Raw genomic sequence first — 26,588 nt, 5'->3', positions numbered from 1 at the left:
CGACGGGTCGCGGCTGGGTTACGGGGTGCCGGCGGGGTCGCACACCTTCCAGTTGCCGTCGGTGCGCTGCAGGTCGAACGTGCGCGCGGTCCGCTTCGACGGGTCGGCGGAGGTGTACACCGTCGCCTCGGCCAGCGCGGTGTCGCCGGTGACGCGCACCGCATCCACGCTGTCGACGACCGGGATCGAACCACGCTCGGTCGAGAGCTGATGCACGCCGTTGAACTGCTCGGCGGTGATGCCCTGGTAGAACTCGTGCAGCTGACCGCACGTGCTCGACCGCAGGTCATCCAGGTCACCGCTGCGCAGTGCGTCAGCGTAGGCCCCGATCGCCGTACGGACCTGACCCTCGGGCGAGTTGTCGCCGGACATCAATGCCACGACGGTCGCGATCAGGGCGACCACCAGCACCGCGGCGCCGCCCGCGGCCAGCAGCCAGCGCTTCGAGCTCGCGGCGGCCTTCGGGTCCTCGGCCACCGCGACCGGTGGCGCGTCGAACCGCTGCGGCGGTGGGACCGGCCGCGGGCCGTCCTGCTGACCAGCCCACCCGGTCGAGGGCTGCTGACCCTGGCCGCCCGGTGACTGCTGGCCTCGGCCCGGTCCGTCCTGCTGGCCCGGCCGTCCGCCTGACGGCTGTTGGCCCTGCCGTGGGCCGTCCGGTGACTGCTGCCCTCGGCCCGGCCCGTCTTGCTGACCCGGCTGGCCGCCCGGCTGGCCCGGCCGCGGGCCGTCCGGCGGCGCGACCTGGCGCTTGCCCTCGGCCAGCTGCTGCGCGGGGCGCGTCGGCTGGATATCGGCGGGCGAGGGAGCCGACGCCGGCTTCGGCGGAACACTCGGCCCACGCGGCGGCGAGGGCTGCGTCTCCTCGACCCCGGGTCCGTGCGGCCCACTCGGACCCTGATGCCCCGCCTGTCGCGGCCCGGCGGGCCCACGCGGCGTATTCGGCGGCGGCGTCATCGGCCTGCCACCGGCGGGCGGCACCACTCGATCCGTCGGCCGCTGGATCGGCATGGCCGTCGTCGGCGCATCCGCCGCATCGACCACCCGCATCACCATGGTCTGATCCTCGGACGGGGGAACTTCGCCCCCACCCTTCTTCACCAGCGAGCTCGCCCCAGCGGCTGCCGCCACCCCAGCAGCTGCCGCCGCGGCCGCGGCAGCACCCGGCCGCACGCCGGACTTGTCGCCCGGCCCGGCCTGCCGTGCACCCGGCCCGGCCTGCCCTGCGCCCGGGTTGCCACCCGGCCCGGTGCGGTCGGCGCCCGGCTTGTCGCCTGCTGCACGCCCCGGCGTTCCGGTCTGGAACTTCTCGGTCGCATCCGTGTCAGCGGGTGAACCACCCTTGCCGACGACAACTCCGGAGACCGTGGGTGCATCCGCATCCGCGCCGCCGTCAGCTCCGCCCGAGCCGCGAGTCCTCGAATCGTCGCCGCCATCGGTCGACCTGTAGCCTGCGCCGGTCGAATCCTGGCGATTCGCGTCGCGTCCCGACTCGGCGTCCGCAGCACCCGCACCGGTCGCGGAGCCTGTGGTCGCTGCCGCGGTGCCCCTGTCCGCCGTGTCACCCGTGGCCGACGCGGAGGCATCCGCTGCTTCGGTGGTGCCAGCCGCGGCAGCACCCGCTGATGCGGCGGCCGTGCGGTCCGCAGGGCCTTCGTTCGAAGCCGGACGATCCGCGGCAGCAGATGTGTCGTCGGCCGAGGTGCCGTCAGGTGCTGCACCTGTTGTGGTAGCACCGGCGAGCGCCGCACCCGCTGCTGCACCTGCGGCGGCGGATGCCTTGCCGGACTTCGCAGCCGACGTCGACGGACGGTCGACCTGGCTCATGCCGGCCGTCGGGATATCCGCTTGCGCGGCTTTCGACTGAGCGCTCGAAATCTTCGCGGTGACGTCGTTCGTCGAATCACCCTGAGCTGCAGATGCTTTCTGACCAGGGATGGGCATCGCGGTGGTCGGCGCATCAGGGCTCGCGGGGTCGACAGGGCGATCGCCCTGACGGCCTGTGCTCTCCGAACTCGCCTGCTCGGAACGGTCCCCGCCGGGCAGACCCTGCGACAGTCCAGCCAACGGCGAGGCGGCCGCGGCATTCGAGCCCTGGTCCTGCGCGGAGTTCTGCGCGCCACGCCCCTGGTCGCCGACCCGACCCGCAGCGGGCACTTGCCCGCCGACGTCCTGCGATCCCGCGACAGCAGAGCCCGCTCCCGGTCCGCCTGCTCGCGGCGCACCTTCCGGCCTGTCGACCGGTCGCTGCCCGGCGCCCTGCGATCCACCGGAGGCGTAGCCGCCACCCGAACGCTGCTGCCCACCAGGCGCGTTGCCCGCGCCCGCACCTGGCCCGCCCTGGGGCCGCGGTCCGACAGGGGCGTTGCTACCACCCGGATGCTGTTGTCCACCAGGCGCGTTGCCCGCGCTCGCGCCTGGCCCGCCCTGCGGCCGCAGTCCGCCAGGTGCGTTGCCGACACCTGAAGGCCGTTGTCCGCCCAGCACATTGCCGGGGCGCCCACCCGGCTGTGGCCCACCGGGCCCGCCTTGGGGACGTGGTCCGCCGGGGCCGAGGGGCTGTCGCCCACCAGGCGCAGTGCCTTGACCGGACGGCTGTCCGCCAGGCGGGTTGCTGGACGGCTGCCCGCCAGGCGAGTTGCCTGGGCCGTGCGGCGAGTCGGGACCGCTCTGGGGGCGTGAACCAGCCTGCGGCGTCCCGGGTCGGCCCGTTGGCTGTTGGCCGGGAGCGCTGCCCGGTCGCGAGGCTTGCTGTCCACCCGCGGCATTCCCCGATCGACCGACGGGCTGCGCGCGGCGGGGTGGTGCCGGAGGGTGCTGGGGTGCGTTGCCGGGGTGACCCGCCTGCTGCGGCGCGCCGGGGCCGCCCTGGGACCGCGGTCCGCCGGGCGCGCCCGCGGCACCCGGCAGCTCACCGCGCCGGATGACGACCGTCTCCGCGGTCCCCCCTGCGGTAGGGGTGACCGTCGCCCTGCCCGGTTCGGTGACCGCTTCCGGGGTCGACTTGGGTGCGCCGGTCGGCGGCGCGGTGCTCGACGAATCGGCGCCACGCTGGGCGCTCGGCCCGGTCGCGCCGGGGTCGGCAGGCTCGGCTGCCGGGTTGTTCTCGTCGGTCGGGTCGGACACCTAGTACCCCTCGCTCAGGCTCGAACGTTGCCACTCCTGCGTCAGCCTAATGCGCGCCGCGCGGGGGAGTTCGCCGATCGCCCCGCGGCGGGCCGGGCGACGTCGTTCGGCGGCTCGGTGCACAATGAACCCATGACCTCCTTCGGTGACCTGCTCGGACCGCAGCCGGTCCTCCTTCCCGAATTGATCGACGCCGAAGACGCCATCGCGGCGGGCACCGACCCGGTCAAGGTCGCCGCCGACCACCCGGCCGCGTCCATCGCCTGGGCCCAGCTCGCCGAGAACTCGCTGCAACGCGCCGGCGGCGAGGTCAATCACGACACCGTCGCCGCGTACGCGTTCGCCCGCACCGGCTACCACCGTGGCCTCGACCTGTTGCGCCGCAACGGCTGGAAGGGTTTCGGCCCGGTCCCGTGGAACCACGAGCCGAACCAGGGCTTCCTGCGCAGCGTCGGCGCGCTGGCCAGGGCCGCGAAGACGATCGGCGAGACCGAAGAGTACGCCCGCTGCCTCGATCTGCTCGAAGACTGCGATCCGCGCGCGGCCGCCGAACTCGGCCTGGACTGAGTCGTGGCCGATTCGTAGGTGAGCGATTCCCACTCCGTCGTCGCCGCGGCGTCCCCGGTAGTAGCGGCCGCTAAAACCAGCACCGTCGATCGCTTCAAGGCGTCCTCGGTGCGGCTGCGGCTGTCGGCGATCCCGATCATCCAGTGCTCGCTCGGTGCGGCACTGGCCTGGTTCATCGCGCACAACATCCTCGGCCATCCCGAGCCGTTCTTCGCGCCGACGGCGGCGGTCGTCTCCATCGGCATCTCCTTCGGTGCCCGCGTCCGCCGGTCGGTGGAGCTGGTGGTCGGCGTCGCCGTCGGCATCGGCATCGGTGACCTGTTCATCGCGCAGGTCGGTACCGGTGTCTGGCAGGTGGGACTGGTCGTCGCTTGCGCGATGGCGTGCGCGGTGTTCCTGGACGGTGGTTCGATCATCTCGATCCAGGCGGCGGGCTCGGCGGTGCTGGTCTCCACGCTGAGCCAGGCCGCCGGGGCGGGACCGAGCCGCATGATCGACGCGCTGGTCGGCGGCCTCGTCGGCGTGCTGATGGTCGGGCTGATCCCCCTGCACCCGGTGCGCCGGGCTCGCGAACACGCGGCCGATGTGCTGTCGGTGATGAGTAAATCCATGATCACCTGCGCCGACGGCCTGCTCGAGCAGGACTCGGCCAAGGTGCACGACGCGCTGTCGGCGGTGCGCGCCACCCAGGGCCAGATCGATGCGCTGCGTTCGGCGCTGGCGGGCGGCCGTGAGGTCAGCCGGATCTCGCCGCTGTACTGGAACTCCCGCCAGCGGCTCGCCCGCATCCATTCGGCGGCCGATCCGCTCGACAACGCCGTCCGCAATACCCGTGTGCTGCTGCGCCGTTCACTCACCCTGGTCCGCGACGACGAGGTGCTCGACCCGCGCCTGATCGACCTGGTCAACCAGCTGGGCAATGCCACCGACGTGGTCCGCAAGATGATGCTGGCCGACCCCGGCGAGCAGCCGGATCAGGCCGAGGCCACCCGCGCACTGCGCAGTGTCGCCAAGAACGCCCGCCCGGAACTGGTTGCCGGGGCGGGCCTTTCGGCGCATGTGGTGTTCGCCCAGATCAGGTCGATCGTGGTGGATCTGATGGTGGTGTGCGGGATGCAGCGCATCTCGGCGATGGCGCTGCTCCCGCCTACCGTGCCCAATCCGTATGTGACGCCGGAGGAATGAGGGTTCAGTCGCCGACGGGGGAGACCCGGGGGCGGCCCGGCCGCAGCGAGAACCGCTTGCGATCGAAGTCCCACACCCGGTAGATCGGCCACTGCGAGGTGTGCATCAGCCAGGCGCCGGTGATCACGGCGCGGTGGAAGGGCACCACGGTGTAGCCCTGATTGGCGATGGTCTGCAGGCCGCGCAGCTGGTACGTCCACCAGACGCTCGGCGGGGTCTTGCGGCGGCGCGCGGAGATCTCGGCCCGTAGCTGCGGCAGCTGATCGATGCGCAGCTTCGCCTTGGTCAGGCACAGCGCCAAGTCGAGGTCTTCGTGCAGGTCGCGCCGGGTGGTGGTGGCTTCCTGGACCTGCTGCCAGGCGCTGCGCCGGATCGCCATGTTCGCGCCGTGCACATTGCCGACGGGCTGATGCTTGATCAGGCCGAGGCGCTCCTGCCCACCGATGACGGCCGCGAGGAAGAAGCCGATCGGGGAGTCGTGGTAGGTGCTGATACCGGTCACCGCCATGGTGTCCGGATGCGCGTCGAGGTGCGCGCGCACGGTGGCGCCCCAGTCGGGCCCGACGAGGGTGTCGGCGTCGATGCGGCCGATGTAGTCGCCGCGGGACTTGTCGAAGCCGGTATTGCGCGCGTGCGCGACGCCAGGATCCGGCTCCTCCAGCAATTCGATCTTGGGGTGGCGGATGGCGAGTTCGGCGACGATCTCGCGGGTGCCGTCGGTGCTGCCGTTGTCGACGACGACGATCTCGTCGACGGCGTCCTGGCCGATTAGGCGTTCCAGGCAGGCGGTGATGCAGGAAGCTTCGTCCAGCGTCGGGATGACGACGGACAGGACTACGGGCGATTCGGTGGGGCCCATATGCGTTTCCGTTCCAGAGTCGTGGCTGACCCGCGACAGGCTATCAACGCCAGAAACGAGTCATGTGGCCGCCGTAGGCAGCCCAACCCTCTGGTACCCCGGAAAGTTCGAACAAAGCGTAAACGCCGTTGAAGAAAACCTGGCTCAGCGGTGTGAAAAAGATGACAGCGAAGAGAATCAGCATGCCGTACGGCTTGAACTGGTCGAGCGCCCTGCGGGTCTCGTAACTCAGCGACGGCTCGATGATGCCGTATCCGTCCAGGCCCGGCACCGGCAGAATGTTCAGCAGAAATGCCGTGATCTGCAGGAACGCAAGAAAACTGAGCCCGACCCAGAACGCCGCGTGCTCCTGGACCGACCCGAACACCCGCACGATCACGAGCAGCACCACCGCGCACAGCGCGTTGGACGCGGGACCGACAGCGCTCACCAACCGCTGCACACTCGACCGGAACCGGGTGGTGTCCACATACACCGCGCCACCGGGCAGACCGATTCCGCCAAGGGCGATAAACACGAGCGGCAGGCCGATCGACAGCACCGGATGGCTGTACTTGAGTGGATTCAGGGTGAGATAGCCCCGCACTTGCACTTCGTGATCGCCCGCCCGCCACGCGACGTAGGCGTGCGCGAATTCGTGCAGGCACAGACTGATGATCCAGCCGAACACCACGAGGATGAACACGCCGAACTTGGCTCGCACCGACTGGATGTCGGCATCCCAGGCCAGCGCGCCACCGGCCACGGTGATCAACACGATGAGCAGGAAGACCGGGCTGGGACGGACGGCGTTGTGGCCGGTGCGCCTGCCCGGCGTGAAGGAATAGGTCATCGCACCAAGAGCCAGGGTTGTTCGAATCGGTAGAAGGTCGAGCGCGGCACCTTGCGTTCGGTGGTGATGCCGTCTCTGGTGACGATCGCGCCCGGAGTGCCGAGCTGCGCGGCGCGCCCGGACACCCAGGTGCGCTTGCGGAAGCCCTTGCGCACGCGCGCGCGGACCCCGGGCATCGTCATGGTCGGCGAGATCAGCATCGTCGCCACGGTGCCGCTGAACAGCAGGGTGTCGTCGACGTAGGCCTCACCCTCCAGCGCGGCGCCGTCGATGCCGGTGATGCTGGCCCGGCCGACGAGCACGGTGCCGGTGTCGTCGCGGATCAGCGGGGTCTCGATCGCGCGGCCGTCGATCGCGATCTTCGCGGCGGCGTTACCGGTAGCGGTCTGATAGACCCGCGCGGCGTAGGTCGTCTCGACCGGCACGAATCCCACCTCGACGTGCAGCCGTTCGGTGCGCATCAGATGGGTGAGCACGGCGGCGAGGCCGGCGTCGGAGCCGAGCACGATCAACCGCGGCAGGCTGTCGGCGGCCAGCACGGGCAGCAATTCGTCGATGACGGCGACGTCGGGCAGCGGGCCGGTCTGGGTGGTCGGTAGCGAGGCGAGCGCGATCGGGACCGGTATGTCACCACATCGGAGAACGTGGGTACTCAAACTGCGGTACACCCTCCTCGGTACGGCCGACGGTGTGTCGCCCACAAGCACACGGCAAAACCCCCTGCCGGCAAGTAACGGTAGCCGATCCTGGCGTCGGCGAGGGCCGGGGGGCGGCACGCTCGGGCAGGGCACGTCGAGGGTCCCTGATCAGGCGTCGGCTAGACTGTGTCTCCGGCCACCGCCTCAGTGACTGGACGCGCAGCGTCCTACGGCAGGTAGCTGCAGTACACAGTGTGCTGCTGTCGATCTGTAGGAGACGCGAAATGCCGGCAATCGTCCTCATCGGCGCCCAGTGGGGCGACGAGGGCAAGGGCAAAGCTACCGACCTGCTCGGTGAGCGGTTGCAGTGGGTCGTCCGTTATCAGGGCGGCAACAACGCGGGCCACACGGTGGTCCTCCCCAACGGTGACAAGTTCGCTCTGCACCTGATCCCGTCCGGCATCCTCACCCCGGGCGTCAAGAACGTCATCGGCAACGGTGTCGTCGTCGACCCGGGTGTGCTGCTCGACGAGCTCGCCGGTCTGGAAGAGCGCGGAGTCGACACCTCCGGCCTGCTGCTCTCCGCCGACGCGCACCTGATCATGCCGTACCACGTTGCCATCGATAAGGTCGCCGAGCGCTTCCTCGGCAGCCGCAAGATCGGTACGACCGGCCGCGGCATCGGCCCCTGCTACCAGGACAAGGTCGCCCGCGTCGGCGTCCGCGTCGCCGACGTGCTGGACGAGAAGATCCTCACCCAGAAGGTCGAAGCCGCACTGGAGTTCAAGAACCAGGTGCTGGTGAAGATCTACAACCGCCGCGCGCTCGACCCGCAGCAGGTGGTGGACGAGGTGCTCGAGCAGGCCGAGTCGTTCAAGCACCGCATCTCCGACACCCGCCTCGAGCTGAACCTGGCGCTCGAGCGCGGCGACACGATCCTGCTGGAAGGCTCGCAGGGCACCCTGCTCGACGTCGACCACGGCACCTACCCGTTCGTCACCTCGTCGAACCCGACCTCCGGCGGCGCCGCGGTCGGTTCGGGCATCGGCCCGAACAAGATCGACACGGTGCTCGGCATCCTCAAGTGCTACACCACCCGCGTCGGCTCCGGCCCGTTCCCGACCGAGCTGTTCGACAACTTCGGCGAGTTCCTGGCCAAGAACGGCGGCGAGGTGGGCGTCACCACCGGTCGTGCCCGTCGCTGTGGCTGGTTCGACGCGGTGATCAGCCGTTACGCCACCCGCGTCAACGGCATCACCGACTACTTCCTCACCAAGCTCGACGTGTTGTCGGGTCTGGACACCGTGCCGATCTGCGTCGCCTACGAGATCGACGGCGAGCGGGTCGAGCAGATGCCGACCACCCAGACCGAGTTCCACCACGCCAAGCCCATCTACGAGGAGATGCCCGGCTGGTGGGAGGACATCTCGCACGCCCGCACCTTCGAGGAGCTGCCCGCCACCGCGCAGGCCTACGTGCTGCGGCTCGAAGAGCTGTCGGGCGCGCGGATCTCGTGCATCGGCGTCGGCCCCGGCCGCGACCAGACCATCGTCCGCCACGACGTGCTGGGCTGAGTTTCCTTCGCGAACTGCCCCTTCCCGGTTTCGGAGAGGGGCAGTTTCGCTGGTTCAGGGCCCGGGGTACCGTCGAAGCGGTTCCGGACGGAGGTGGCTGATGGCGATGCGTGCAGGTCTGGCCCTGTCGGCGCTGCTCACCCTCGCCGTCCTGCCCGGCTGTAGTTCGCCCGACGAACCGACCCCGCCGCCCAGCCCGTCACCGGTGAGCTCGGTGCTCCCGCCAGCCCAGACACTCACCCCCTCCCAGCAGCGCAACGAGCGAATCCGCGGGATGCTCTACACGGCGGGTTGCACCAGCAACGCCTGCGTCCAGACCTACTTCGCCTGCATGGACGGTTACCTCACCGGCGATCCCTGCCAGTTCTACCGGGACCACCCGCCACCACCCTGACCGCCGCTGCGCTCAGCGTGGATCATCGTGTGCGGGTGAGGAATTCGCCGATCGCGGGGGCGAGGATCGAGACCTTCGGGTTGTGGCTGACGCCGGGCAGCTCGGCGAAGTTCGCGTTCGGCAGGACGTCGGCGGCGGCCTTGGCGCCCTTGGTGAGCATCGGCGCGGTGCGGTCGCCGGCGAGGACGAGCACCGGAACGGTGACACCGCTCCACTCCGTGGCGTCGAGCTTCTTGCCGCGCATGTACGGCTTCATCACGGCCCAGTCGTGGGCGGTCGAATTGGCCGTCGCGGCAAGGGCTTTCCAGAACGGGGTCACGCGCATCGCGGTGACCATCAGCCAGGGCATGCCCATCGCCTTGGTCATGTAGTAGCGGACCGTCTTGTTGCGGTTGTCCGCGGCGATCAACGGATGCAGCTTGGCCTCCAGATCCTTCGGCGGCACATGGTCTTTCGGGTCGACCACGAACGGCGGCTCGAAGGCGACCACCTCGGTCACGCCCGGCACCTCGGCCGCGGCAAGCAGCGCGAGCGCGGCGCCGGACGACCAGCCGAACAGCGCGGCCTTCCCGCCGGCGGCCTCGACCAGCGCGGCGATATCGGCGATCTCGTTGGCCACGTCGTACACGCCGGGGGAGTCGGCGCTGTCACCGCGCCCGCGCCGGTCGTAGTTCAGCACCGTCAGGCCGAAGTCGGCGGCCAGCGTCTTGGCGAGCTCGACCATGGTCGCGAACTCGCGGTAGCTGAACGCGCCGCCGATCAGGATGACCGTCCCCGCCGTGCCGTCCCCGACCCGGTCGTAGGCGATCGTTGTGCCGTCGGCCGACGTCACAGTCTGCATTGTGGTTCCTCTCGATACGGGCCGTGTGACCACCGGACTCGACGTTACGCGATCGGGTTCGGTGCAGGTCGGCACGGGTTTACGCCGTGGCGATGCCTGGGCTATCCGTACAGACGGTGCTCGCCGCGAGGATTCATCGGTCTTCGAGGATCAGAACAGCGTCGGCTCACCGAAGCCGGGAGTCCGCTCGATCTCCAGCAGCCGCGCCTTGGTGCCGATCCCGCCCGGCGCCGAGAAACCGTGCAGCGCGTGATCGGCGGCGAGCACCCGGTGACAGGGGATGATCAGCGGAACAGGGTTGCGCCCCAGCGCCTGCCCGACGGCTTGGGCCGAGCCCGGCGCGCCGAGGCGGGTGGCGATGTCGCCGTAGCTCAGCGTGTGGCCGGGGTCGATCTCGCGGGTCACGGCATAGACGGCGCGGTAGAACTCGGGCACACCGCGCAGGTCGACGTCGATCCAGCGCAACGGGTCGACCGTGCCCGCCAGATGGGTACGAATCCCCGCGATCGCCGCGGTGATCGCGGGCCCTGGTTCGTCCTCGACCACCGGCACGCCGCCCAGTGGCCTGGTGATCCGGGCAAGCGTCTCCTCCTCGCTCGCCTCGGGTAACTGGAACCGCACGACGGTCTCGCCGTGCCAGGCGATCGCGCACAGGCCGATCGCCGTGTCGAACAGTGCCGCGGCAACCGGTTCGGTCCTGGTTCCGGAACTCATGATCACAGTGTGCGCCGACCCGGTGACAGATTCCGGCCCGCCCCTGCGCTCACGCGGCGAGCGGCCCGCGCTCGCCGGATTCGAGAGGTCCAGTTTTCGGCAACTGGACTTGACTGCCTCCGTCGACCGCCGGTGACACCGACTCGTCCTCGTGCACCCGCACCGCATCGAGATCGCGGAACAGGCGCTGGTCATCGTAGGTGCCGAAAGCCCTGTCGTGCGGCAGATATTGGAACGGCCAGAACGGCAATTCCCCTCGTTTCGGCGAGAAGTGATAGACGGCGTACCCGAAGGCGGTGGCGACGGCGAGGGCGAGGAAAGTGGTCATGTCGTAAGAATCCTCCGACTGGCCTTGCCCATAAATATCCACTTACGGAATACTGGACTTCATGGCGACAAGAGTGATCGGCGCATCCGGCCTGGCCCGCGACCTCGGCCGGTGGCGTGACCCCGAAACCGGCGGCGATTCCCCCGAGCGTCGCCCGCACCGCCCCGCCTATCTGGCTCTGGCCGAGGCGATCCGGCTGCTGATCCACGACGGCCGCGCCCCGCTCGGCGTCGCCCTGCCCAGCGAGCGCGATCTGGCCACCACCCTCGGCGTCAGCCGCACCACCATCACTTCGACGTACTCGCTGCTGCGCGAGCACGGCTACCTGATCAGCCGCCAGGGCTCCCGCAGCACGGTGGCGCTGCCGCCGGCCATCCAGCACGACGGCTCCAAGCCGACCCGCGGGATCATGGCGCTGATGGCCCAGCCCGAACTGCCGACCATCGACATGACCTACGCGGCGATGTCGGCCCCGCCGGAATTGCACGAGGCGTATTCGACCGCACTGCAAGGCATTCCGGCCTATCTCGGCACGCACGGCATGGACCCGGTCGGCGTGGTCGCCCTGCGCGAGGCGCTGGCCCGCCGCTACACCGCCCGCGGCCTGCCCACCGAGCCCGAACAGATCCTGGTGACGCTCGGCGCCCAGCACGGGCTCCGGCTGCTGCTCAACGTCCTCACCTCACCCGCCGCGCGCGTGCTGATCGAGCACCCCACCTACCCGAACGCGATCGAGGCGATCCGCGATGTCGGCGCCCGCCCCATCCCGCTCCCGCTGCGGCCCGAATTCCCGCACGCCGGTTGGGATCTCGACGGCCTGCGCAGCACAGCCAGGCAGACCGCGGCGACGCTGGCCTACCTGGTCCCCGATTTCAACAACCCCACCGGCCTGCTGCTCGACGCCGACGGCCGCGCCGAACTGGCCGCCATCGCCCGCGACACCAGGATGACCGTCGTCGTCGACGAGTCGATGAGCGATCTGAACCTGTCCGGCGAGACCATGCCGCCACCGGTCGCCGCGTTCGCGAAGGGCTCGGAGATCATCACCATCGGTTCGGCGTCGAAGTCGTTCTGGGGTGGTCTGCGGGTCGGCTGGATCCGCACCAATCAGGCGCTGATCACCAAGCTGCTCGGCATCCGCGCCACCGTCGACCTCGGCACCCCGGTGATGGACCAGCTGGCCACCGTCCACCTGCTGGAGAACGCCGAGCCCATCCTCGACCGCCGCCGCGAGCAGCTGCGCACCCAGCGCGCCGCCCTGCTCGACGCCGTCGCCGAAGACCTCCCCGGCTGGTACATCGCCCCCGGCGCTGGCGGCATGTCGGTCTGGGCCCAGCTCCCGAGCCCCGTCTCCACCGCACTCGCCGCCACCGCACCCAATCACGGCGTACTACTCGCCGCCGGACCACGTTTCGGCGTCCAGGGCGCCTTCGAACGCTTCCTGCGCCTGCCCTTCACCCACCCCGAACCAGAGCTGCGCCTGGCCGTGAAGTCCATCGCCGCCGCCTACGAAGCCCTCACCCCGCGCGCCGCCGATCCGCTGCAACCGCTCACCTGCTACTGAGTCAGCCGAATCCGCACGGGTGGGAGCCGGCCGACGCGGAGGCGGGTCGCACGGTCTCGTAGCCCGCGCCGAGCATGAACAGCATCGAGATCAGGACGGCGACCGTGGTGAGCGGCACCGCGACGGCGCTGCGCGCGGACGGATACCGGAACAGCAGCACCAGCAGGCACATCAGCGAGATGGTGCTGGCCAGTAGCAGTCCGGCCGCGAGGCCGTTGAGCGCGCTGACCGCCGCGGGCACCGGGGACTCGCTGCGGCAACGGGATTCGATGAGCCGGGTCTTGCGGTCGTCGAGCATTCCTTCGGCCAGGGTGAAAGCGAGCAGCGCGGCACCGAAGGTGGTGACCGCGATGAGCGCGGCGAGCACCTTCGGTGGCCGGTGGCCGGTGCGGGTCCGTGGCTTGTCGTCGATAGCCGATAAGACTACCGACGACAGGCAGGCAAATCAGTCAACCCAGACCGTGTCGATCGGTGTCGTTTCCGACGGCGGCGGTGTCGGCACGCCACCGGGAGTGCGGGAGAACCGCGGCGCAGGCGCGTGCTGGACGACGCCCTCGATATCGATCAGGCCGGTACGGGCCACGATGTGCGGATTCTGCTCGGCCTCGGTGAAGGTCAGCACCGGGGTGGTGCAGGCGTCGGTGCCGTCGAAGATCGCGGCCCACTCGTCGCGGGTCTTGGTCTTGAACTTGTCCGCGAACAGCTTGCGCAGCTGCTCCTGCCCGTTCGGATCGATCTGCATCGGCAGACCCTCCGGGTCGATCTCCAGCCCGGCCAGCAGCTCGGCGTAGAACTGCGGCTCGATCGCGCCGACGGCCATGTACTTGCCGTCGGAGGTCTCGTAGGTGTCGTAGAACGCCATGCCGGTATCGAGCAGGTTGGTGCCGCGCTCGTCGGACCACAGGCCGACCCCGCGCATGCCCCAGATCATGTGCGACAGGGCGAGCGCCCCATCGATCATCGCGGCGTCGATGACCTGGCCCTTGCCGGAGCTCTGCCGCTCGACCAGCGCGGCGAGCACGCCGAACACCAGGAACATCGAGCCGCCACCGAAGTCGCCGACCATGTTCAGCGGCGGCACCGGCCGCTCACCCTTGCGGCCGATGGCGTTGAGCACGCCGGTCAGCGAGATGTAGTTGATGTCGTGGCCCGCGCGATCGGCGAGCGGGCCGTGCTGGCCCCAGCCGGTCATCCGGCCGTAGACCAGGCGCGGGTTGCGGGCGAGCGCGTCGTCGGGGCCGAGGCCCATGCGCTCGGTGACGCCGGGACGGAAGCCCTCGAGCAGCACGTCGGCCTTCTCGACCAGGTCGAGGATCTTGGCGACGTCGGCGGGATCTTTGAGATTCGCTTCGACAATGGTCCGGCCACGCCACTGCGGCCGCTCCATGAATCCCGGCATCATGCCGGGGCGCTGCACGCGGACCACGTCGGCGCCGAGGTCGGCCAGCAGTAGCGCGGCATGGGGGCCCGGCCCGATGCCGGCCAGCTCGATGACCTTGATCCCCGCGAGGGGGCCCTGCTTGGCGTTGGTGGACTCGCTCACACCTGACCTCTGTTCATCGTCGAACGGTATTGACAGTCTGACAATAGCGTCGGGATGGCGGCCCGGGTAGGGCATGGGCGAGAATTCCGGTGGCGCGACTCGGCGCCACAATGGGAGGACCCGTAGTGAGCGTGTGGGGTGAGGTCATCATAGGCCTCGTCATTCTGGTCGGTCTCGTCGGCGTGATCGTGCCGATTCTGCCCGGCGTCATCCTGATCTTCGCCGCGATCGCGGTGTGGGCCTTCATGACCGGCGGCGCCGAGGCCTGGACGGTGCTCGCGATCGCCACGGTCGCGCTCGGCATCTCCGGCGTCGTGAAATACACCTGGCCGGGCAGGCGGATGCGCGAGGCGGGAGTGTCGAACCGGGCGCTGCTGGCCGGCGCGATCCTCGGCGTCGTCGGGTTCTTCGTCATCCCGATCGTCGGCCTGTTCATCGGCTTCGTGCTCGGCGTCTACCTGGCCGAGCTGTACCGCTTGAAGACCAACCAGCTGGCCTGGCCCGCGACGGTGCACGCGCTCAAGGGCGTCGGGCTGTCGATGCTGGTCGAGCTGCTCGGTGCGCTGGTCGCCGCCGGTGTGTGGCTGACCGGCTCGATCCTGGCCTGACCTACTCGATGACCGGCAGCGGGCGGGTGTGCTCGCCGGCGCCGGGCAGCTGGTTGCGTGGAATCGGCACGGTCGGATTGTCGGTGCGCCGGATCGGCATCGTCGGTATCGGGTCGGTCACCGCGCGCTCCACGGCGGGCAGCCGGTAGGCCTCGCGCGCGTTGTCCTCGAGCACCGCGTGCAGATCGGCGCCGACGACCTGGCAGATCAGGTCGACATCGGCGTCCTCGAACGGCCTGCCCGCGCGGGTGCCTGGCAGGTCGGTGCCGAACATGAGCGCCCCGGGATTGACCGCGTGGATGCGGCGCAGCGTCTCGGCCACGTCCATGTCGACCCGGCCGAAACCGGTCGCCTTCACCCTGGCGCCGCGATCCACCAGATCGAGCAGATAGGGCAGACCCTCCTCGGACATGCCGAGGTGGTCGATCGAGAGCGCGGGCAGCTTGGAGATGACCGGCTGCAACGAGGCCAGCATCTGCCCGTCGATGTAGAGCTCCACGTGCCAGCCGGCCAGCTCGTGCGCGCGCAGCGCCTGCAGGGTCATCTCGGTGATGTCGGCGGCGGCGCGCTTGAGGTTGAACCGCAGGGCGCGCACGCCGGCGCGGTCCAGTTCGATGATCTCGTCGTCGGTGGCATCCAGATCCAGCCGGGTGACCCCGACCCAGCCGTCCCCGAGTTCGGCCAGCGCGGCCTTCAGGTACGACTGGTCGGAACCCTGGAACGACGCGCTGACCACCGCACCACCGCGAACATCGAAGTGCGCCATGCGCTTTCGATAGGCGGCGATGGTGTAGGGGTCAGGCAGGTAGCCTTCGTTCTCGATCAGCGGGAACCGCGGATCGATGATGTGGACGTGGGCATCGAACACTTGTACAGAATGCCTCGAGTTAGGCGGGATAGAACAGTCCGGCCCCTGTGACAGTGGCCGTAGAACAGAAAAGCCGGTGGGTTGCAGAACGTGGCGTCCTGTCCCCACCGGCCTCTGGGAGTCCGATCCTAGACCTTGTTCGGCTCGGAGGCGCGCAGCATGTCCTCGCGCTCAACGACCTTCACGCGCTCACGGCCTTCGGGCTCGCCGAGGGCGCGCTCGTGCGCGTCGAGGCGGTACCAGCCCGCCCACGTGGTGAACGGGATGCCCTTGCCCTCGAGGAACGTGGTGACCGCGTCCAGCTCGGGCTGCGGCGCCGGGGCGAAGTCCTTGGCGTCGTCGAGCAGGCAGGCGATGGTCTCGTTTGCGTCGCCCTTGGTGTGGCCGATGAGGCCGACCGGGCCGCGCTTGATCCAGCCGGTCACGTAGGTGGCGGGCATGAAACGGTCCGAGCCCTCGGCGGTCTCGTCGGAGATCACGCGACCGGCCTCGTTGGGCACGGTGCCCGCCTGGTCGTCGAACGGCAGCTGGGTGACGTTCTGCGACAGGTAGCCCACGGCGCGGTAGATCGCCTGGACATCCCACTGCTTGAACTCGCCGGTGCCCTTGACGTTGCCGGTGCCGTCGAGCTGGGTGCGCTCGGTCTTGAGACCGACGACCTTGCCGTCCTCGCCGATGACCTCGGCCGGGGATTCGAAGAAGTGCAGGAACAGCTTGTGCGGGCGGCCGCCATGATCGCGGATGGCCCACTGCTCCAAGGTGTTGGCGACCATGTCGACCTGCTTGGAGTTACGACGCGCGGCCTCGGAGCCCTCGTCGTAGTCGATGTCCTCGGGGTTGACGATGACCTCGATCGTCGGCGAGTGATCCAGTTCGCGCAGCTCCAACGGCGTGAACTTGGCCTGGGCGGGGCCACGACGTCCGAAGACGTGGACCTCGACGGCCTTGTTCTCCTTGAGCCCCTTGTAGACGTTCGGCGGGATCTCGGTCGGCAGCAGCTCGTCACCGGTCTTGGCCAGCACGCGCGCCACATCCAGGGCGACGTTGCCGACGCCCAGGACGGCGACCTTCTCCGCGTCCAGCGGCCACGAGCGCGGCACATCCGGGTGCCCGTCGTACCAGGAGACGAAGTCGGCGGCACCGTAGGAACCGTCGAGGTCGATACCAGGGATCGGCAGGGCGCGGTCGGCGTTGGCGCCGGTGGAGAAGATCACCGCGTCGTAGAACTGACGCAGGTCGTCCAGGGTGATGTCAGTGCCGTAGTCGATGTTGCCGAGCAGCCGCACCTGCTCTTTGTCGAGGACCTTGTGCAGGGCGGTGATGATGCCCTTGATGCGCGGGTGGTCGGGGGCGACGCCGTAGCGGATCAGGCCGAAGGGCGCGGGCATGCGCTCGTAGAGGTCGATGCTCACGTCGGCATCGGACTTCATCAAGGCGTCGGCGGCGTAGATACCGGCCGGTCCTGCGCCCACGATCGCAATGCGGAGCGGGCGGGTCGCTGCACTCTGTTCGGTCATTTTCTACGCGCACCCTTTGGTCGAGAACTATTGACGGCGTCAATTTAGCTTAGGCTAAGTTGGCGATCCGGCGGCTGGCAGCTGCCTTCGACGTCGGCGGCAGGCCGCATTCGAAGGCGATTCTATCTGCGGCGTTGTAGCCACCCGGCGCGCGGTGTGGTTGCCCGCGCCCGGTCTGTCAGGATTACAGCATGAACGAGGAACAATCAGGCTCGGAAGACCAGCCCATCGTGGTGGATCAGACCGACAAGCGTTCCGTCGTCCCGTTCGTAGCGGCCGCGGTGATCGCGGTGATCGTGCTCATCGGCATCGTGCTCGGCGGGCTGCTCTCACCCGCTGAGAAAAATGTCACAGAGGCCGACCGGCTCACGGCCGCTGTCTCCAACTATATCGACGCGCGCTCGCGCAGCGAGCTGCGGCCGCCGCCCGGTGTCGCGTGCCCCGGCTTCGACGAGGAGAAATCCGGCCTCTCCGAGCGGCTCGGCGGCCCGAAATCGGCCGTGGCGATCGACAAGAAGGGTTTCGACAAGGCGACCGTCAACGGCGACCGGGCCAAGATCGACGCCACCGTGCAGATCGGCGACAAGTCGTCCACCAGCACCTGGAATCTGACCAGGGTCGACGGCGCCTGGCTGGTCTGCACGCCATGAACCGTTTGACACGGTGACCTGTGCCGGGGCAATCTCAGTTCGCAAGGTCATGAGTACCAGCCCCAAGCCCCGGCTCGCTGGTCGGCAACCCTCCTCCGCGGTGGGGTGCTCCGGGTGACGACCTGGCCGTGCGCTGGATAACCGCCACGGCAAGAGCGGATTCACGCAGGAGGTTTCGACATGACTTACGCCGGCGACATCACCCCTGAGAAGGCGTGGGAGATCCTGGCCGAGCACCCCGGCGCGGTGCTGGTCGACGTGCGCACCGAGGGCGAGTGGGCACACATCGGCATCCCCGACACCAGCTCCATCGAGCGCCCGGCCCACTTCATCGAGTGGGTCGACGGCACCGGAACCCGCAACCCGAACTTCGGCGCCGAGCTCGAGCAGGCGCTGGCCGGGCGGCCGGACGAAGCGCCCGTGGTGTTCCTGTGTCGCTCCGGTCAGCGCTCCATCGGCGCGGCGACCGTGGCGACCGCGGCGGGCATCGCCCCGTCCTACAACGTGCTCGACGGTTTCGAGGGCGGCCCCGACGCGTTCGGGCAGCGCGGCAGCACCGGTTGGCGCGCGGTCGGCCTGCCGTGGCGTCAGGCATAAGGAGAAACGCATGATCACCGGTGGTTCGTTCGACAAGCCACTGCCCGAGGGCGTCGGCCCAGCCACCCTCGGCGTCCGCGGCGGCCTGCGCCGCTCCGGCTTCGAGGAGACCTCCGAGGCGCTGTATCTGACCTCGGGGTTCGTCTACGAGAGCGCCGAGGCCGCCGAGGCCTCGTTCACCGGCGAGGTCGAGCACTTCGTCTACTCCCGCTACGGCAACCCGACGGTGTCGATGTTCGAGGAGCGCATCCGGCTGCTCGACGGCGCCGAGGCCGCGTTCGCGACCGCCTCTGGCATGTCCGCGGTGTTCACCGCGCTCGGCGCGCTGCTGAAGGCGGGCGATCGCCTCGTCGCGGCGCGGAGCCTGTTCGGCTCCTGCTTCGTGGTGTGCAACGAGATCCTGCCGCGCTGGGGCGTCGAGACCGTTTTCGTCGACGGTGACGACCTCGAGCAGTGGGAGCAGGCGCTCTCGGTGCCCACCCAGGCCGTGTTCTTCGAGACCCCGGCCAACCCGATGCAGACCCTCGTCGACGTCCGCAAGGTCACCGAGCTCGCCCACGCCGCGGGCGCGAAGGTGGTGCTGGACAACGTCTTCGCCACCCCGCTGCTGCAGCGCGGCTTCGAACTCGGCGCCGACGTGGTCGTCTACTCCGGCACCAAGCACATCGACGGCCAGGGCCGCGTCCTCGGCGGCGCCATCCTCGGCGCCCAGGACTACATCGACGGCCCCGTCAAGAACCTGATGCGCCACACCGGCCCCGCCCTGAGCCCGTTCAACGCCTGGACCCTGCTCAAGGGCCTGGAGACGATGCCGCTGCGCGTGCGCCAGTCCACCGAATCCGCCCTGAAGGTCGCCCAGTTCCTGGAGACCAGCAAGTCGGTCAACTGGGTGAAGTACCCCTTCCTGGAATCCCACCCCCAACACGCCCTCGCCACCTCCCAGATGTCCGGCGGCGGCACCGTCGTCACCTTCGAACTGGCAGGCGACGACGGCAAGAAGCGCGCCTTCGAGGTCCTGAACCGCCTCCGCATCATCGACATCTCCAACAACCTCGGCGACGCGAAGACGTTGATCACCCACCCCGCCACGACCACCCACCGCGCGATGGGCCCCGAAGGCCGAGCCTCCATCGGCCTCTCCGACGGCGTGGTCCGCATCTCGGTCGGCCTCGAAGACATCGAAGACCTCCTCGGCGACCTCGACCACGCCCTGAGCTAGCACGAACAAGAATCGGCCCTGGACCGGATAGTCCAGGGCCGATTCCTGTTCGGTGCCCATGGGCCTACCGGAAGTCGTCGATAGAGGCGGCCGTGTGGAGCTCATGGCGGGGGATGGTGCTGGTGTTGGGCCGTCCGGCAACTTTGCGCGGGATGATCTGGGTCGAGGAGACGGCGGGCACGATGAAGCCGACCCGGTGATTGTTCCGGGTCAGCTCGTAGACCTCGCCTGACTCGACATCGGCGACGATGGCGGTCGGGTTCCGTCGGAGCTCGCCAACGCTGATGGACTTCATGACGCCAGTATGCGGCGCAATTGCCTACGTCACTGGTCGCGGCGGCGTCGATAGGTTGCCCTCGGCGTCACGAGGGCCTGGCGGCGTCGAGTTTCGCGATCACCTCGTCGATCTTGTTGACGACGAAGAGTTCGGTGCCTGCGCCGGTGTCTATGCGAAGGCGAGTGCGGAGGCCGCCGCTGAACACGCCACCGTCCGGGCTTTGCTGCCCGACGGCGCGCAGCTGGGCCAGGGGAGTTTCCCAGCGCTTGCCGCCGGTGATCGCGTCGACGTGGGTGGGCACGAAGAGGAGACGGATCTCGGTCAGGTAGAGGCAGCCGCCAACAGCCCGACTGCCCTGTGTTCGATTGGCGAGCTTGCGCCAGACGACGTTCTCGGATGCGCCCAGTGTGGGGCTACCGATCCACAATCCCATCAGTCATTCCTTGGTTCGATCCCGGAGTTCGTCACAGTGAATCGGCGGCTGGCCGGGCACCGTTAATAGCGCCTGGCCAGGAAGCGGATCAGACTTTGTCGGCCTCCCCGTTCGACAGCGCCTTCTGCAGGGAGTTGAAGACGGTCAGACCCTGGCCCACCATCCCGTTGACCAGTTCGCCGACGCCGTCGGGGCCGTTGAGGACGGTGAGGTTGGCTCCCGCGAGGCCGTTGGAGGCCTGCTTGACGATTTCGGGGAGTTGTTCGATGAGCAGCTGGTCGAGGGCGATGCGGTTGTTGGAGGCGGCGGCTTCGGCCTGGATGCGGGTGCGGTCGGCTTCGGCCTCGGCGAGGATGCGGACGCGTTCCGCCTCGGCGAGTGCGGGTTTCACGACTTCGGCCTGGAGTTCCTGCTCGCGCAGTTCGGCGTTCTTGCGGGCCTGCTCGGCCTGGGCGGTGAGGACCGCCTGCCTGGCGATGGCGTCGGCGAGCGGACCCGCCTGGGCCGCTTCGGCATTGGCCTTGTCGATGTCGCGCTGATACTGCGCCTTGAGGATCGAGGTCTCGCGCTCGTATTCGGCACGGCGGCGCAGGGATTCCTGTTCGGCCTCGGCGGCGCGCTGGGCTGCCTGGGCCTGGGCGATCTGGGCGTCACGCTGCACGGCCGCGTTGTGCGGCGCCGCGAGGGCATTGATGTAGCCGAGGTTGCCGTCGTCGATGGACTGGATCTGGAACGAGTCGACCCACAGGCCGATATTGCTCATCTCCACCTTGGAGGCGATCAGCACCTCGTCGGCCAGCTTCTGGCGCTCGCGGATGATCTCCTCGACCGTCATCGAGCCGACGATCGAGCGCAGGTGTCCGGAGAAGATGCGGCCGGTGAGCACCGACATCTCCTGCTCCTGCTCGGACAGGAACCGTTGTGCCGCATTGACGATCGACTGGGTGTCGTTGGCGACCTTGAACGCGATCACCGCGCGCACGTCGAGCTGGATGGCCTGCTTGGTGACGCAGCGCTCCCTGATCTCGGACTCGAACATCGCCAGCGAGAGGTAGCGGACCTTGCGGAACAGCGGCACCACCCAGGCGCCACGGCCGATGACCACCTTGAACGGCGCGTTGTCCTTGGTCTTGGCGCCGCTGACCAGCATGGCTTCGTCGGGATCGGGAACGTGATAGCCCAGCATGTTCATTTCTCCTCTGTGAGCGGAATCCAGGCGACGACATCGACCAGGCGACCCGGATGGACCGCGACGATCAACACGGTCGAGCCCGCGGCGATCGGTTCGTCGGCGCGGGCGAGGTAGGTCTCGGTGCCCCCGCGGATCGCGACGAGGACCTCACCCAGCGCACCGGCCGCCCGGATCGGTGACGTGAGGGTTCCCGTCAGGCCGTGCACGGGGTCGATCATCGCGCTGAGTCTCCTTGTCTCGCACCGAATGACGTCAGCGTACGACGCGCGGCCTTTCGGCGGGTTTCGATTTTCTTATTGACAGCATTCTGTCAAATATGACAGGATACTGTCATGTCGATCTCAACAGTTCACGTAGCCGTCTACGACACCCTCGCCGACTGGGAGGTGGGCGCCGCCACCGCGCACATCGCCAACGGCAACTGGCATCGCGAGCCGGGAAAGTTCCAGGTGAAGACCGTCGGGCTGAGCACCGAGCCGATCACCACCATGGGCCGGATGCGGGTGACGCCCGACCTGGCGATCGCCGATCTCGACCCCGCGGACAGTGCGATGCTGATCCTGCCCGGCGCCGACCTGTGGGCCGGTGACGAGCTGATTCCGTTCGCGCGCAAGGCAAGGCAGTTCATCGAGGCGGGCGTGCCGATCGCCGCGATCTGCGGCGCCACCTTCGGGCTGGCGAGGGAAGGGCTGCTCGACGACCGCGCGCACACCTCCAATGCGGCCGAATACCTTGTCTACAGCGGATATTCGGGTGCCGAGCGCTATGTGGAGGCGCCTGCCGTCACCGATCGCGATGTCATCACCGCCGATGGCATGTCCCCGTTCGAGTTCGCGCGGGAGGTCTTCGCCCGCCTCGACCTGTACGAACCGCGCGTCCTCGACGCCTGGTACCAGTTGTACGCACGCAAGGACGCGGCCGGGTACGCCGTACTCGCCGACTACGAAGGGAGCCTCGCCGGTTGAACGAGGAACAGGACTTACTCGACGGCGCCGCGCTCACCGTCTACCGGCTCAACGGCCAATTCCTCACCATCGGTGACGGATTGGCCGCCCCGGCCGGGATCTCGGTCGCCTGGTGGCAGGTGATGGCGGCCGTGCAGGAACAACCGCTGCCGGTCGCCGGGATCGCCCGCGCCATGGGCATCACCAGGCAGAGCGTGCAGCGGGTGGCCGACCTCCTCGTCGCCAAGGGGATGTGCGAATACCGCCCCAACCCGGCGCACAAGCGGGCCAAGCTGGTGGCGATCACCGCGGCCGGTGCGGCGGCCATCCGGCGCATCGATCCGCAGCACGCGGTGATGGCGCGGCGGCTGGCCGATGCGCTCGGACCTGCGGCGTTCGCCGAGACCGTCGCGGTGCTGACGCGCCTGTCCGACGCCCTCGACACGATCATCGCCGCCGACGAGTCGGCTAGCTGAACATCGCGACACACCAGCGGTCGAAGTCGTGCAGGTTCTTGCCCTGCTCCAGCCTCGGCCAGTACTGCTCCTGCGCCAGGACGATGAAGCGGTTGCGGCGGCTGTCGGTGAACGCGTGCGCTTTCCAGAACTGCACCGGGTTGGCGGTGTCGGCAGTCTGCCAGCTGTAGGCGTTGTACATCAGGAAGCTCTTCTTGTTGGGCGGCAGCTGCTCGATCGCCTTCGAGACGTCGGACTGCTCGGGGTAGGCGAGCACGACGTAGGTCGGCTTGTCGACATGACCCCAGCAGTCCCAGGCATCGGTCCAGTTGCCGAGCAGGAGGGCGTCGTTCTTCGGCGCGCGCAGCTTGCCGCCCGACTCGTGCCAGCAGATCTGGCCGTCGTACCCGGCCCCGGTCAACGACCCGTCGGGCTTGACCAGCGCGGGGAACGCCTCGGCCATCTCGTCCGCGCTGGTGCCGCTGTTGTCCACGTAGACGACCGCGGCGATCACGAGCAGGACGACGGCCGCGATCGCGCCGAGCAGGCCGAAAATCCAGCCGTTCCCCGACGATCGGCGCGGCGGCACACCGTAGGGCGGGCGCATCGGCAGCTGTTGCCTCGGCGGCATGGCGTAACCACCGTTGGGGTAGTAGCCGTTGGGCGGGTAGCCAGGGGGCGGCTGGTAGTTGGGCGGGGCCGTGGCCCCTCGATGTCCCGCCGATTGTCCAGGCGTCGACCACCAGTCCCCGTTGCCTTGCACATTCCCCCCTTGGGTACTACCAGCGCTGGTCACCCTACCAAGGTGGGCCGCGGTGCCGATGGGTGTCGGCCCGCCGAGGAGACCGTGGCGTGATGTGGACTTGCTATCGTTTCGCACCACAAGAGATAGCCGCGTCCAACGGAACGGATCGGATATGTCAAGAGCAATCGCAGCAGTAGGCGCAGTACTGGCAGCGCTCGGCATGACGATGGCCGGGCAGATCGGGACGGCGAACGCCGCGGATCCAGCCGTCCTCGGCGGCGGTTCCGGCATCGGCGTGAACGACGCCACCTGCACGCTCACTACGATCGGGCACGATTCCGGCGGTCGGCTGGTCGGGCTCACCGCCGCGCACTGCGGTCCCCTCGGCGCCGACATCACCGCCGAGGCCAATGCCGGCGCAGGCGTCGTCGGCGAGATCGCCTACCTCAACGAAAACATGGACTACGCCGTGATCACCTTCGACCCGGCCATGGTCGTTCCGGTGAACCGCGTCGGCAACACCACGATCACCGGGACCGGCGGACCGGCGCAGTTCCCCGCCATCGCCTGCAAAGAAGGCCGCACCACCGGCCAGACCTGTGGCATCACCTGGGGCGATCCGCTGCAATCCAACGTCGCGACCATCACGCAGATCTGTGTCATCTCCGGTGACTCCGGCGGCCCTGTCGTGGTCGGCACCACCCTGGTCGGCATGGTCAACGGGTACATGTACGTGCCGTGCCTCGGACCGGAGGTCGGCATGAACATGGCCAGCATCCTCGGCGACATCGATGCGCACGGTGGCGTCGGAGCGGGGTTCCGCCCGATCTGACCGAATGCTCAGTCGGCGGCACCGGGCTTGCGATCGGCCAGCACGCCGCTGGCGAGGGCCCGCTCGACCAGGACGACCCGTTTCTGGTTCTGCGGGAAATCGTCGACCTGGAACCTGCGGCACAGGGCCCGCAGGTGGGTCTTCACGGTGGCGATGCTCAGGCACAGATCCTGGGCGATCTGGCAGTTCGAGGCGGGGTAGCAATGCGCGATCTCCTCCTCGCGGGACCCGCACAGTGCCTCCAGAACCAGGTATTGGGCATCGGTGAGCGAATTCCGTGACACCCGCAGGACGGGCGTCGTCGGCACTTCTTCCACAGGCAAGCGGCCGCCCTCGGTGAACGCGAACACCGTTTGCCCGACCTTGAGGGTGTCGCCGGATTCGAGAGTCCGGCGCCCGCCGATGCGCTCGCCATTGACGAATGTCCCATTTGTCGACATTCCGTCGTCGACGACGACCCAGCAGTCACAGATCTGCTCGATGACGGCGTGCAGCCGCGACACTGTCGAATCGTCGGAGACCACGATGTCGGCGGCATCCGAGCGCCCGATGGAAACGGTGCCCCCGTAGCGATCGAGGCGGTACTCGCGGCGATTCCCGTTCCCGAACGCCGAGGTCAGCGTGCAAATACCGGGTGGTCGCGGCCACACATGCCAGTCCACCACCGTGCTCACGTTGTTCCCGAGTGTCCTCGCACCGCTCGATCTGGCCATGACCTGCCCTCATTCTGCTGCGATGGATCCAGTGTGCCGCGCCGCGGTAACGATCACATGAGTAGTCGACCACTCGAATGCGCCGCCGCCAGGGATGAGGGTTTTCAACCCTCGGGAGGATAGTGGCCCCGCATATCCCCGACGCAGAATCGATGCATGGAATCACGCCAGCCGTGAGGCCGTGTCGCACGCGGCCTTCGACATCAGTTGATGGAGGTTCGTCATGAGTGGAAAGTTCCGGGCGGCGGCGGCTGCCTTCGCGGTGGCTCCGGTGATTGCCCTTGGCTCGGGTATGGCGGCCGCCGATTCGGCGCCTGCGCCCGCGCCGACACCGGTATCGGCCGTCGAAGAGGCCCAGCCGGTCTTCAATGCGTTGCTGTTCCCGTTCAATTTCGTCATCTGCGTTCCCGCGATCTTCGGCGGCCTTCCCGCCTACTTCACGTGCGTGGCTTAGGACATCGGCCTCAGACGTCAGTTTTGATGGAGAAACATCATGAGTGGAAAGTTTCGGGCGACGGCAGCAGCCTTGGCGATCGCCCCGATGATCGCCTTGGGTTCGGGTATGGCCACCGCCGAACCAGCACCAGCACCGGTACCAGTACCGATTTCGGTCCCGGCTTCCGTCCACGAGGCCCAGCCGGTCTTCTGGATGATCATGTTCCCGTGGAATTTCCTGACCTGCATTCCCGCGTTCTCCGCCGGCATCATCGGCTACTTCGCTTGCGTGGCGTGAGCCCCGGGCCCGGGTAGCCGAACAGCACGAAGCCCCCGCCGACCGGTAGGCGGCGAGGGCGACGGGTGGTGCGTGGTCAGCTCTGCAGGGCGACCTCGATCTCCAGGGTGAGAGTGATCTTGTCGCCGATGACGGCGCCGCCGTCGGGGAGCGGCATGTCGATGTCGAGGCCGAAGTCGCGGCGGGAGACCACGGTCTTGGCTTCGAAGCCGGCGACCGGGCCGTTGCCCATGCCCGGGTTGACGCCGAGGAACTCGACCTCGAGCGAGACCGGCTTGGTGTTGCCGCGCACGGTGAATTCGCCGTCGACGACGAAATCGCTGCCATCGCCGCGGAATCCGGTGGACTTGAAGGTCATCACGGGGAACTGTTCGGCGTGGAAGAAGTCGGCGGTGCGCAGGTGGCCGTCGCGCTGGGCGTTGTCGGTGGTGAGGGAGTCGACGCGGATCTCGGCGTGCGCGGAGGCGGTGCCGTCTTCGCCGATGACGAGGGCGCCGTCGAAGTCGGTGAAGCGGCCGCGGACTTTGCTCACCATCAGGTGGCGTACGGAGAAGCCGACGGTGGAGTGGGTGGGGTCGATGGCCCAGGTACCTGCGGTGAGGCCGGTGGCGAGTGCGGTGGTCATGAGTTCTCCTTCGGG

General features: G+C 68.6%; 32 protein-coding genes, 1 pseudogene and 1 riboswitch. Of the genes and pseudogenes, 15 read left to right on the top strand and 18 right to left on the bottom strand.

Translation table 11 applies throughout. From position 1 onward, the window contains the following. Positions 1-18: 18 nt before the first annotated feature. A complete protein-coding gene (locus tag ACFWF2_RS06985; RefSeq protein ID WP_379305430.1) occupies positions 19-1,056 on the bottom strand; it encodes a hypothetical protein in 1,038 nt (345 codons plus the stop codon). A gap of 1,867 nt (positions 1,057-2,923) precedes the next feature. On the opposite strand from ACFWF2_RS06985, the gene ACFWF2_RS06980 reads away from it, so the two are divergent. The 3 genes from ACFWF2_RS06980 to ACFWF2_RS06970 all read left to right on the top strand — a co-directional run bounded on the left by ACFWF2_RS06980 (position 2,924) and on the right by ACFWF2_RS06970 (position 4,878). Then, the gene (locus ACFWF2_RS06980; RefSeq protein WP_379305428.1) at positions 2,924-3,130 is read left to right on the top strand and encodes a hypothetical protein; all 207 of its coding nucleotides are present in this window, start codon (positions 2,924-2,926) and stop codon (positions 3,128-3,130) included. Between the two features lie 128 nt (positions 3,131-3,258). After that, complete coding sequence (locus ACFWF2_RS06975) at positions 3,259-3,693, top strand: DUF3151 domain-containing protein (protein ID WP_379305426.1); 435 nt, start codon at positions 3,259-3,261, stop codon at positions 3,691-3,693. 18 nt (positions 3,694-3,711) lie between these two features. Then, positions 3,712-4,878, top strand: a complete 1,167-nt coding sequence (locus ACFWF2_RS06970; protein ID WP_379305424.1) for an aromatic acid exporter family protein — start codon at positions 3,712-3,714, stop codon at positions 4,876-4,878. Between the two features lie 4 nt (positions 4,879-4,882). On the opposite strand, the gene ACFWF2_RS06965 is transcribed toward ACFWF2_RS06970, so the two are convergent. From ACFWF2_RS06965 to ACFWF2_RS06955, 3 genes are read right to left on the bottom strand one after another with little or no spacing between them, the layout of a single operon-like run. Continuing rightward, positions 4,883-5,737, bottom strand: coding sequence for a glycosyltransferase family 2 protein (locus ACFWF2_RS06965; RefSeq protein WP_379305422.1), 855 nt, complete (start codon positions 5,735-5,737; stop codon positions 4,883-4,885). A gap of 43 nt (positions 5,738-5,780) precedes the next feature. After that, positions 5,781-6,569 (bottom strand): site-2 protease family protein, encoded by a 789-nt coding sequence (locus ACFWF2_RS06960; protein ID WP_379305420.1) that lies wholly within the window; start codon positions 6,567-6,569, stop codon positions 5,781-5,783. Beyond that, positions 6,566-7,225, bottom strand: a complete 660-nt coding sequence (locus ACFWF2_RS06955) for a hypothetical protein (RefSeq protein WP_379305418.1) — start codon at positions 7,223-7,225, stop codon at positions 6,566-6,568. The genes ACFWF2_RS06960 and ACFWF2_RS06955 overlap by 4 nt, the downstream gene beginning before the upstream one ends. Before the next feature lie 266 nt (positions 7,226-7,491). Between ACFWF2_RS06955 and ACFWF2_RS06950 the strand changes: the two genes are divergently transcribed. Further along, the gene (locus tag ACFWF2_RS06950; RefSeq protein ID WP_379305416.1) at positions 7,492-8,781 is read left to right on the top strand and encodes an adenylosuccinate synthase; all 1,290 of its coding nucleotides are present in this window, start codon (positions 7,492-7,494) and stop codon (positions 8,779-8,781) included. 100 nt (positions 8,782-8,881) lie between these two features. Continuing rightward, a complete protein-coding gene (locus tag ACFWF2_RS06945) occupies positions 8,882-9,175 on the top strand; it encodes a hypothetical protein (protein WP_379305414.1) in 294 nt (97 codons plus the stop codon). A gap of 22 nt (positions 9,176-9,197) precedes the next feature. Here the strand turns inward: ACFWF2_RS06945 and ACFWF2_RS06940 are convergent, their stop codons facing one another. The 3 genes from ACFWF2_RS06940 to ACFWF2_RS06930 form a co-directional block, all read right to left on the bottom strand. Next, on the bottom strand, positions 9,198-10,016 hold the full coding sequence (locus ACFWF2_RS06940; RefSeq protein WP_379305412.1) for an alpha/beta fold hydrolase: 819 nt from the start codon (positions 10,014-10,016) through the stop codon (positions 9,198-9,200). A 150-nt stretch (positions 10,017-10,166) separates the two neighbouring features. After that, positions 10,167-10,730 carry a methylated-DNA--[protein]-cysteine S-methyltransferase gene (locus ACFWF2_RS06935; protein ID WP_379305410.1) on the bottom strand — a complete coding sequence of 188 codons (564 nt, stop codon included), beginning with the start codon at positions 10,728-10,730 and terminating at the stop codon, positions 10,167-10,169. Positions 10,731-10,779: 49 nt separating this feature from the next. Further along, positions 10,780-11,058, bottom strand: a complete 279-nt coding sequence (locus tag ACFWF2_RS06930) for a hypothetical protein (protein ID WP_379305408.1) — start codon at positions 11,056-11,058, stop codon at positions 10,780-10,782. A gap of 61 nt (positions 11,059-11,119) precedes the next feature. Here ACFWF2_RS06930 and ACFWF2_RS06925 point away from each other — a divergent pair, with 61 nt between their 5' ends. Next, on the top strand, positions 11,120-12,622 hold the full coding sequence (locus ACFWF2_RS06925; RefSeq protein ID WP_379305406.1) for a PLP-dependent aminotransferase family protein: 1,503 nt from the start codon (positions 11,120-11,122) through the stop codon (positions 12,620-12,622). A 1-nt stretch (position 12,623) separates the two neighbouring features. On the opposite strand, the gene ACFWF2_RS06920 is transcribed toward ACFWF2_RS06925, so the two are convergent. Together ACFWF2_RS06920 and ACFWF2_RS06915 are read right to left on the bottom strand one after the other, a co-directional pair. Beyond that, on the bottom strand, positions 12,624-12,989 hold the full coding sequence (locus ACFWF2_RS06920; protein ID WP_379305404.1) for a hypothetical protein: 366 nt from the start codon (positions 12,987-12,989) through the stop codon (positions 12,624-12,626). Positions 12,990-13,067: 78 nt separating this feature from the next. After that, positions 13,068-14,165, bottom strand: a complete 1,098-nt coding sequence (locus ACFWF2_RS06915; RefSeq protein WP_379305402.1) for a CaiB/BaiF CoA transferase family protein — start codon at positions 14,163-14,165, stop codon at positions 13,068-13,070. A gap of 125 nt (positions 14,166-14,290) precedes the next feature. On the opposite strand from ACFWF2_RS06915, the gene ACFWF2_RS06910 reads away from it, so the two are divergent. After that, positions 14,291-14,773, top strand: coding sequence for a DUF456 domain-containing protein (locus ACFWF2_RS06910; RefSeq protein ID WP_379305400.1), 483 nt, complete (start codon positions 14,291-14,293; stop codon positions 14,771-14,773). A 1-nt stretch (position 14,774) separates the two neighbouring features. Here ACFWF2_RS06910 and ACFWF2_RS06905 read toward each other — a convergent pair whose 3' ends face one another. Beyond that, positions 14,775-15,641: an amidohydrolase family protein gene (locus tag ACFWF2_RS06905; protein WP_379305398.1), complete on the bottom strand. Its 867-nt coding sequence runs from the start codon at positions 15,639-15,641 to the stop codon at positions 14,775-14,777. Positions 15,642-15,769: 128 nt separating this feature from the next. Next, positions 15,770-17,158 (bottom strand): FAD-dependent oxidoreductase, encoded by a 1,389-nt coding sequence (locus ACFWF2_RS06900; RefSeq protein WP_379305396.1) that lies wholly within the window; start codon positions 17,156-17,158, stop codon positions 15,770-15,772. A 191-nt stretch (positions 17,159-17,349) separates the two neighbouring features. Here ACFWF2_RS06900 and ACFWF2_RS06895 point away from each other — a divergent pair, with 191 nt between their 5' ends. The 3 genes from ACFWF2_RS06895 to ACFWF2_RS06885 all read left to right on the top strand — a co-directional run bounded on the left by ACFWF2_RS06895 (position 17,350) and on the right by ACFWF2_RS06885 (position 19,624). Beyond that, on the top strand, positions 17,350-17,808 hold the full coding sequence (locus tag ACFWF2_RS06895) for a hypothetical protein (protein ID WP_379305394.1): 459 nt from the start codon (positions 17,350-17,352) through the stop codon (positions 17,806-17,808). 45 nt (positions 17,809-17,853) lie between these two features. Beyond that, positions 17,854-17,970: riboswitch (SAM riboswitch) on the top strand. A gap of 18 nt (positions 17,971-17,988) precedes the next feature. After that, positions 17,989-18,405 (top strand): rhodanese-like domain-containing protein, encoded by a 417-nt coding sequence (locus ACFWF2_RS06890; protein WP_379305392.1) that lies wholly within the window; start codon positions 17,989-17,991, stop codon positions 18,403-18,405. 10 nt (positions 18,406-18,415) lie between these two features. Then, entirely contained in the window at positions 18,416-19,624 is a 1,209-nt protein-coding gene (locus ACFWF2_RS06885) for an O-succinylhomoserine sulfhydrylase (protein ID WP_379305390.1), read from the top strand. A gap of 142 nt (positions 19,625-19,766) precedes the next feature. Here ACFWF2_RS06885 and ACFWF2_RS06880 read toward each other — a convergent pair. From ACFWF2_RS06880 to ACFWF2_RS06865, 4 genes and pseudogenes are all read right to left on the bottom strand, one after another. After that, positions 19,767-19,919: pseudogene (locus ACFWF2_RS06880) on the bottom strand (type II toxin-antitoxin system Phd/YefM family antitoxin); the annotation flags it as partial. A 67-nt stretch (positions 19,920-19,986) separates the two neighbouring features. Next, positions 19,987-20,334, bottom strand: coding sequence for a hypothetical protein (locus ACFWF2_RS06875; protein WP_379305388.1), 348 nt, complete (start codon positions 20,332-20,334; stop codon positions 19,987-19,989). An 88-nt stretch (positions 20,335-20,422) separates the two neighbouring features. Continuing rightward, complete coding sequence (locus tag ACFWF2_RS06870; protein ID WP_379305386.1) at positions 20,423-21,520, bottom strand: SPFH domain-containing protein; 1,098 nt, start codon at positions 21,518-21,520, stop codon at positions 20,423-20,425. 2 nt (positions 21,521-21,522) lie between these two features. Then, positions 21,523-21,744: a hypothetical protein gene (locus tag ACFWF2_RS06865; protein ID WP_379029625.1), complete on the bottom strand. Its 222-nt coding sequence runs from the start codon at positions 21,742-21,744 to the stop codon at positions 21,523-21,525. A 114-nt stretch (positions 21,745-21,858) separates the two neighbouring features. Here ACFWF2_RS06865 and ACFWF2_RS06860 point away from each other — a divergent pair, with 114 nt between their 5' ends. Beyond that, positions 21,859-22,491, top strand: a complete 633-nt coding sequence (locus tag ACFWF2_RS06860; RefSeq protein ID WP_379305384.1) for a type 1 glutamine amidotransferase family protein — start codon at positions 21,859-21,861, stop codon at positions 22,489-22,491. Further along, positions 22,488-22,946, top strand: a complete 459-nt coding sequence (locus ACFWF2_RS06855) for a MarR family winged helix-turn-helix transcriptional regulator (protein ID WP_379305382.1) — start codon at positions 22,488-22,490, stop codon at positions 22,944-22,946. The genes ACFWF2_RS06860 and ACFWF2_RS06855 overlap by 4 nt, the downstream gene beginning before the upstream one ends. On the opposite strand, the gene ACFWF2_RS06850 is transcribed toward ACFWF2_RS06855, so the two are convergent. Then, on the bottom strand, positions 22,939-23,688 hold the full coding sequence (locus ACFWF2_RS06850; RefSeq protein WP_379305380.1) for a hypothetical protein: 750 nt from the start codon (positions 23,686-23,688) through the stop codon (positions 22,939-22,941). The genes ACFWF2_RS06855 and ACFWF2_RS06850 overlap by 8 nt on opposite strands. Positions 23,689-23,842: 154 nt before the next feature. Here ACFWF2_RS06850 and ACFWF2_RS06845 point away from each other — a divergent pair, with 154 nt between their 5' ends. Continuing rightward, a complete protein-coding gene (locus ACFWF2_RS06845; protein WP_379305378.1) occupies positions 23,843-24,502 on the top strand; it encodes a serine protease in 660 nt (219 codons plus the stop codon). Positions 24,503-24,510: 8 nt separating this feature from the next. Here ACFWF2_RS06845 and ACFWF2_RS06840 read toward each other — a convergent pair whose 3' ends face one another. Further along, on the bottom strand, positions 24,511-25,215 hold the full coding sequence (locus ACFWF2_RS06840; RefSeq protein WP_379305376.1) for an FHA domain-containing protein: 705 nt from the start codon (positions 25,213-25,215) through the stop codon (positions 24,511-24,513). 223 nt (positions 25,216-25,438) lie between these two features. Between ACFWF2_RS06840 and ACFWF2_RS06835 the strand changes: the two genes are divergently transcribed. Together ACFWF2_RS06835 and ACFWF2_RS06830 are read left to right on the top strand one after the other, a co-directional pair. Beyond that, complete coding sequence (locus tag ACFWF2_RS06835; RefSeq protein ID WP_379305375.1) at positions 25,439-25,669, top strand: hypothetical protein; 231 nt, start codon at positions 25,439-25,441, stop codon at positions 25,667-25,669. A 39-nt stretch (positions 25,670-25,708) separates the two neighbouring features. Continuing rightward, complete coding sequence (locus tag ACFWF2_RS06830) at positions 25,709-25,948, top strand: hypothetical protein (RefSeq protein ID WP_379305373.1); 240 nt, start codon at positions 25,709-25,711, stop codon at positions 25,946-25,948. A gap of 76 nt (positions 25,949-26,024) precedes the next feature. Here ACFWF2_RS06830 and ACFWF2_RS06825 read toward each other — a convergent pair whose 3' ends face one another. Further along, complete coding sequence (locus ACFWF2_RS06825) at positions 26,025-26,573, bottom strand: YceI family protein (protein WP_189025063.1); 549 nt, start codon at positions 26,571-26,573, stop codon at positions 26,025-26,027. Positions 26,574-26,588 lie beyond the last annotated feature (15 nt).

Origin of the sequence: Nocardia sp. NPDC060259 (genome assembly GCF_042728775.1) — a bacterium.
Taxonomy (GTDB): Bacteria; Actinomycetota; Actinomycetes; order Mycobacteriales; family Mycobacteriaceae; genus Nocardia.
The sequence above is the reverse complement of the archived record's forward strand: the minus strand, read 5'-3'. Positions and strand labels throughout refer to the sequence as shown.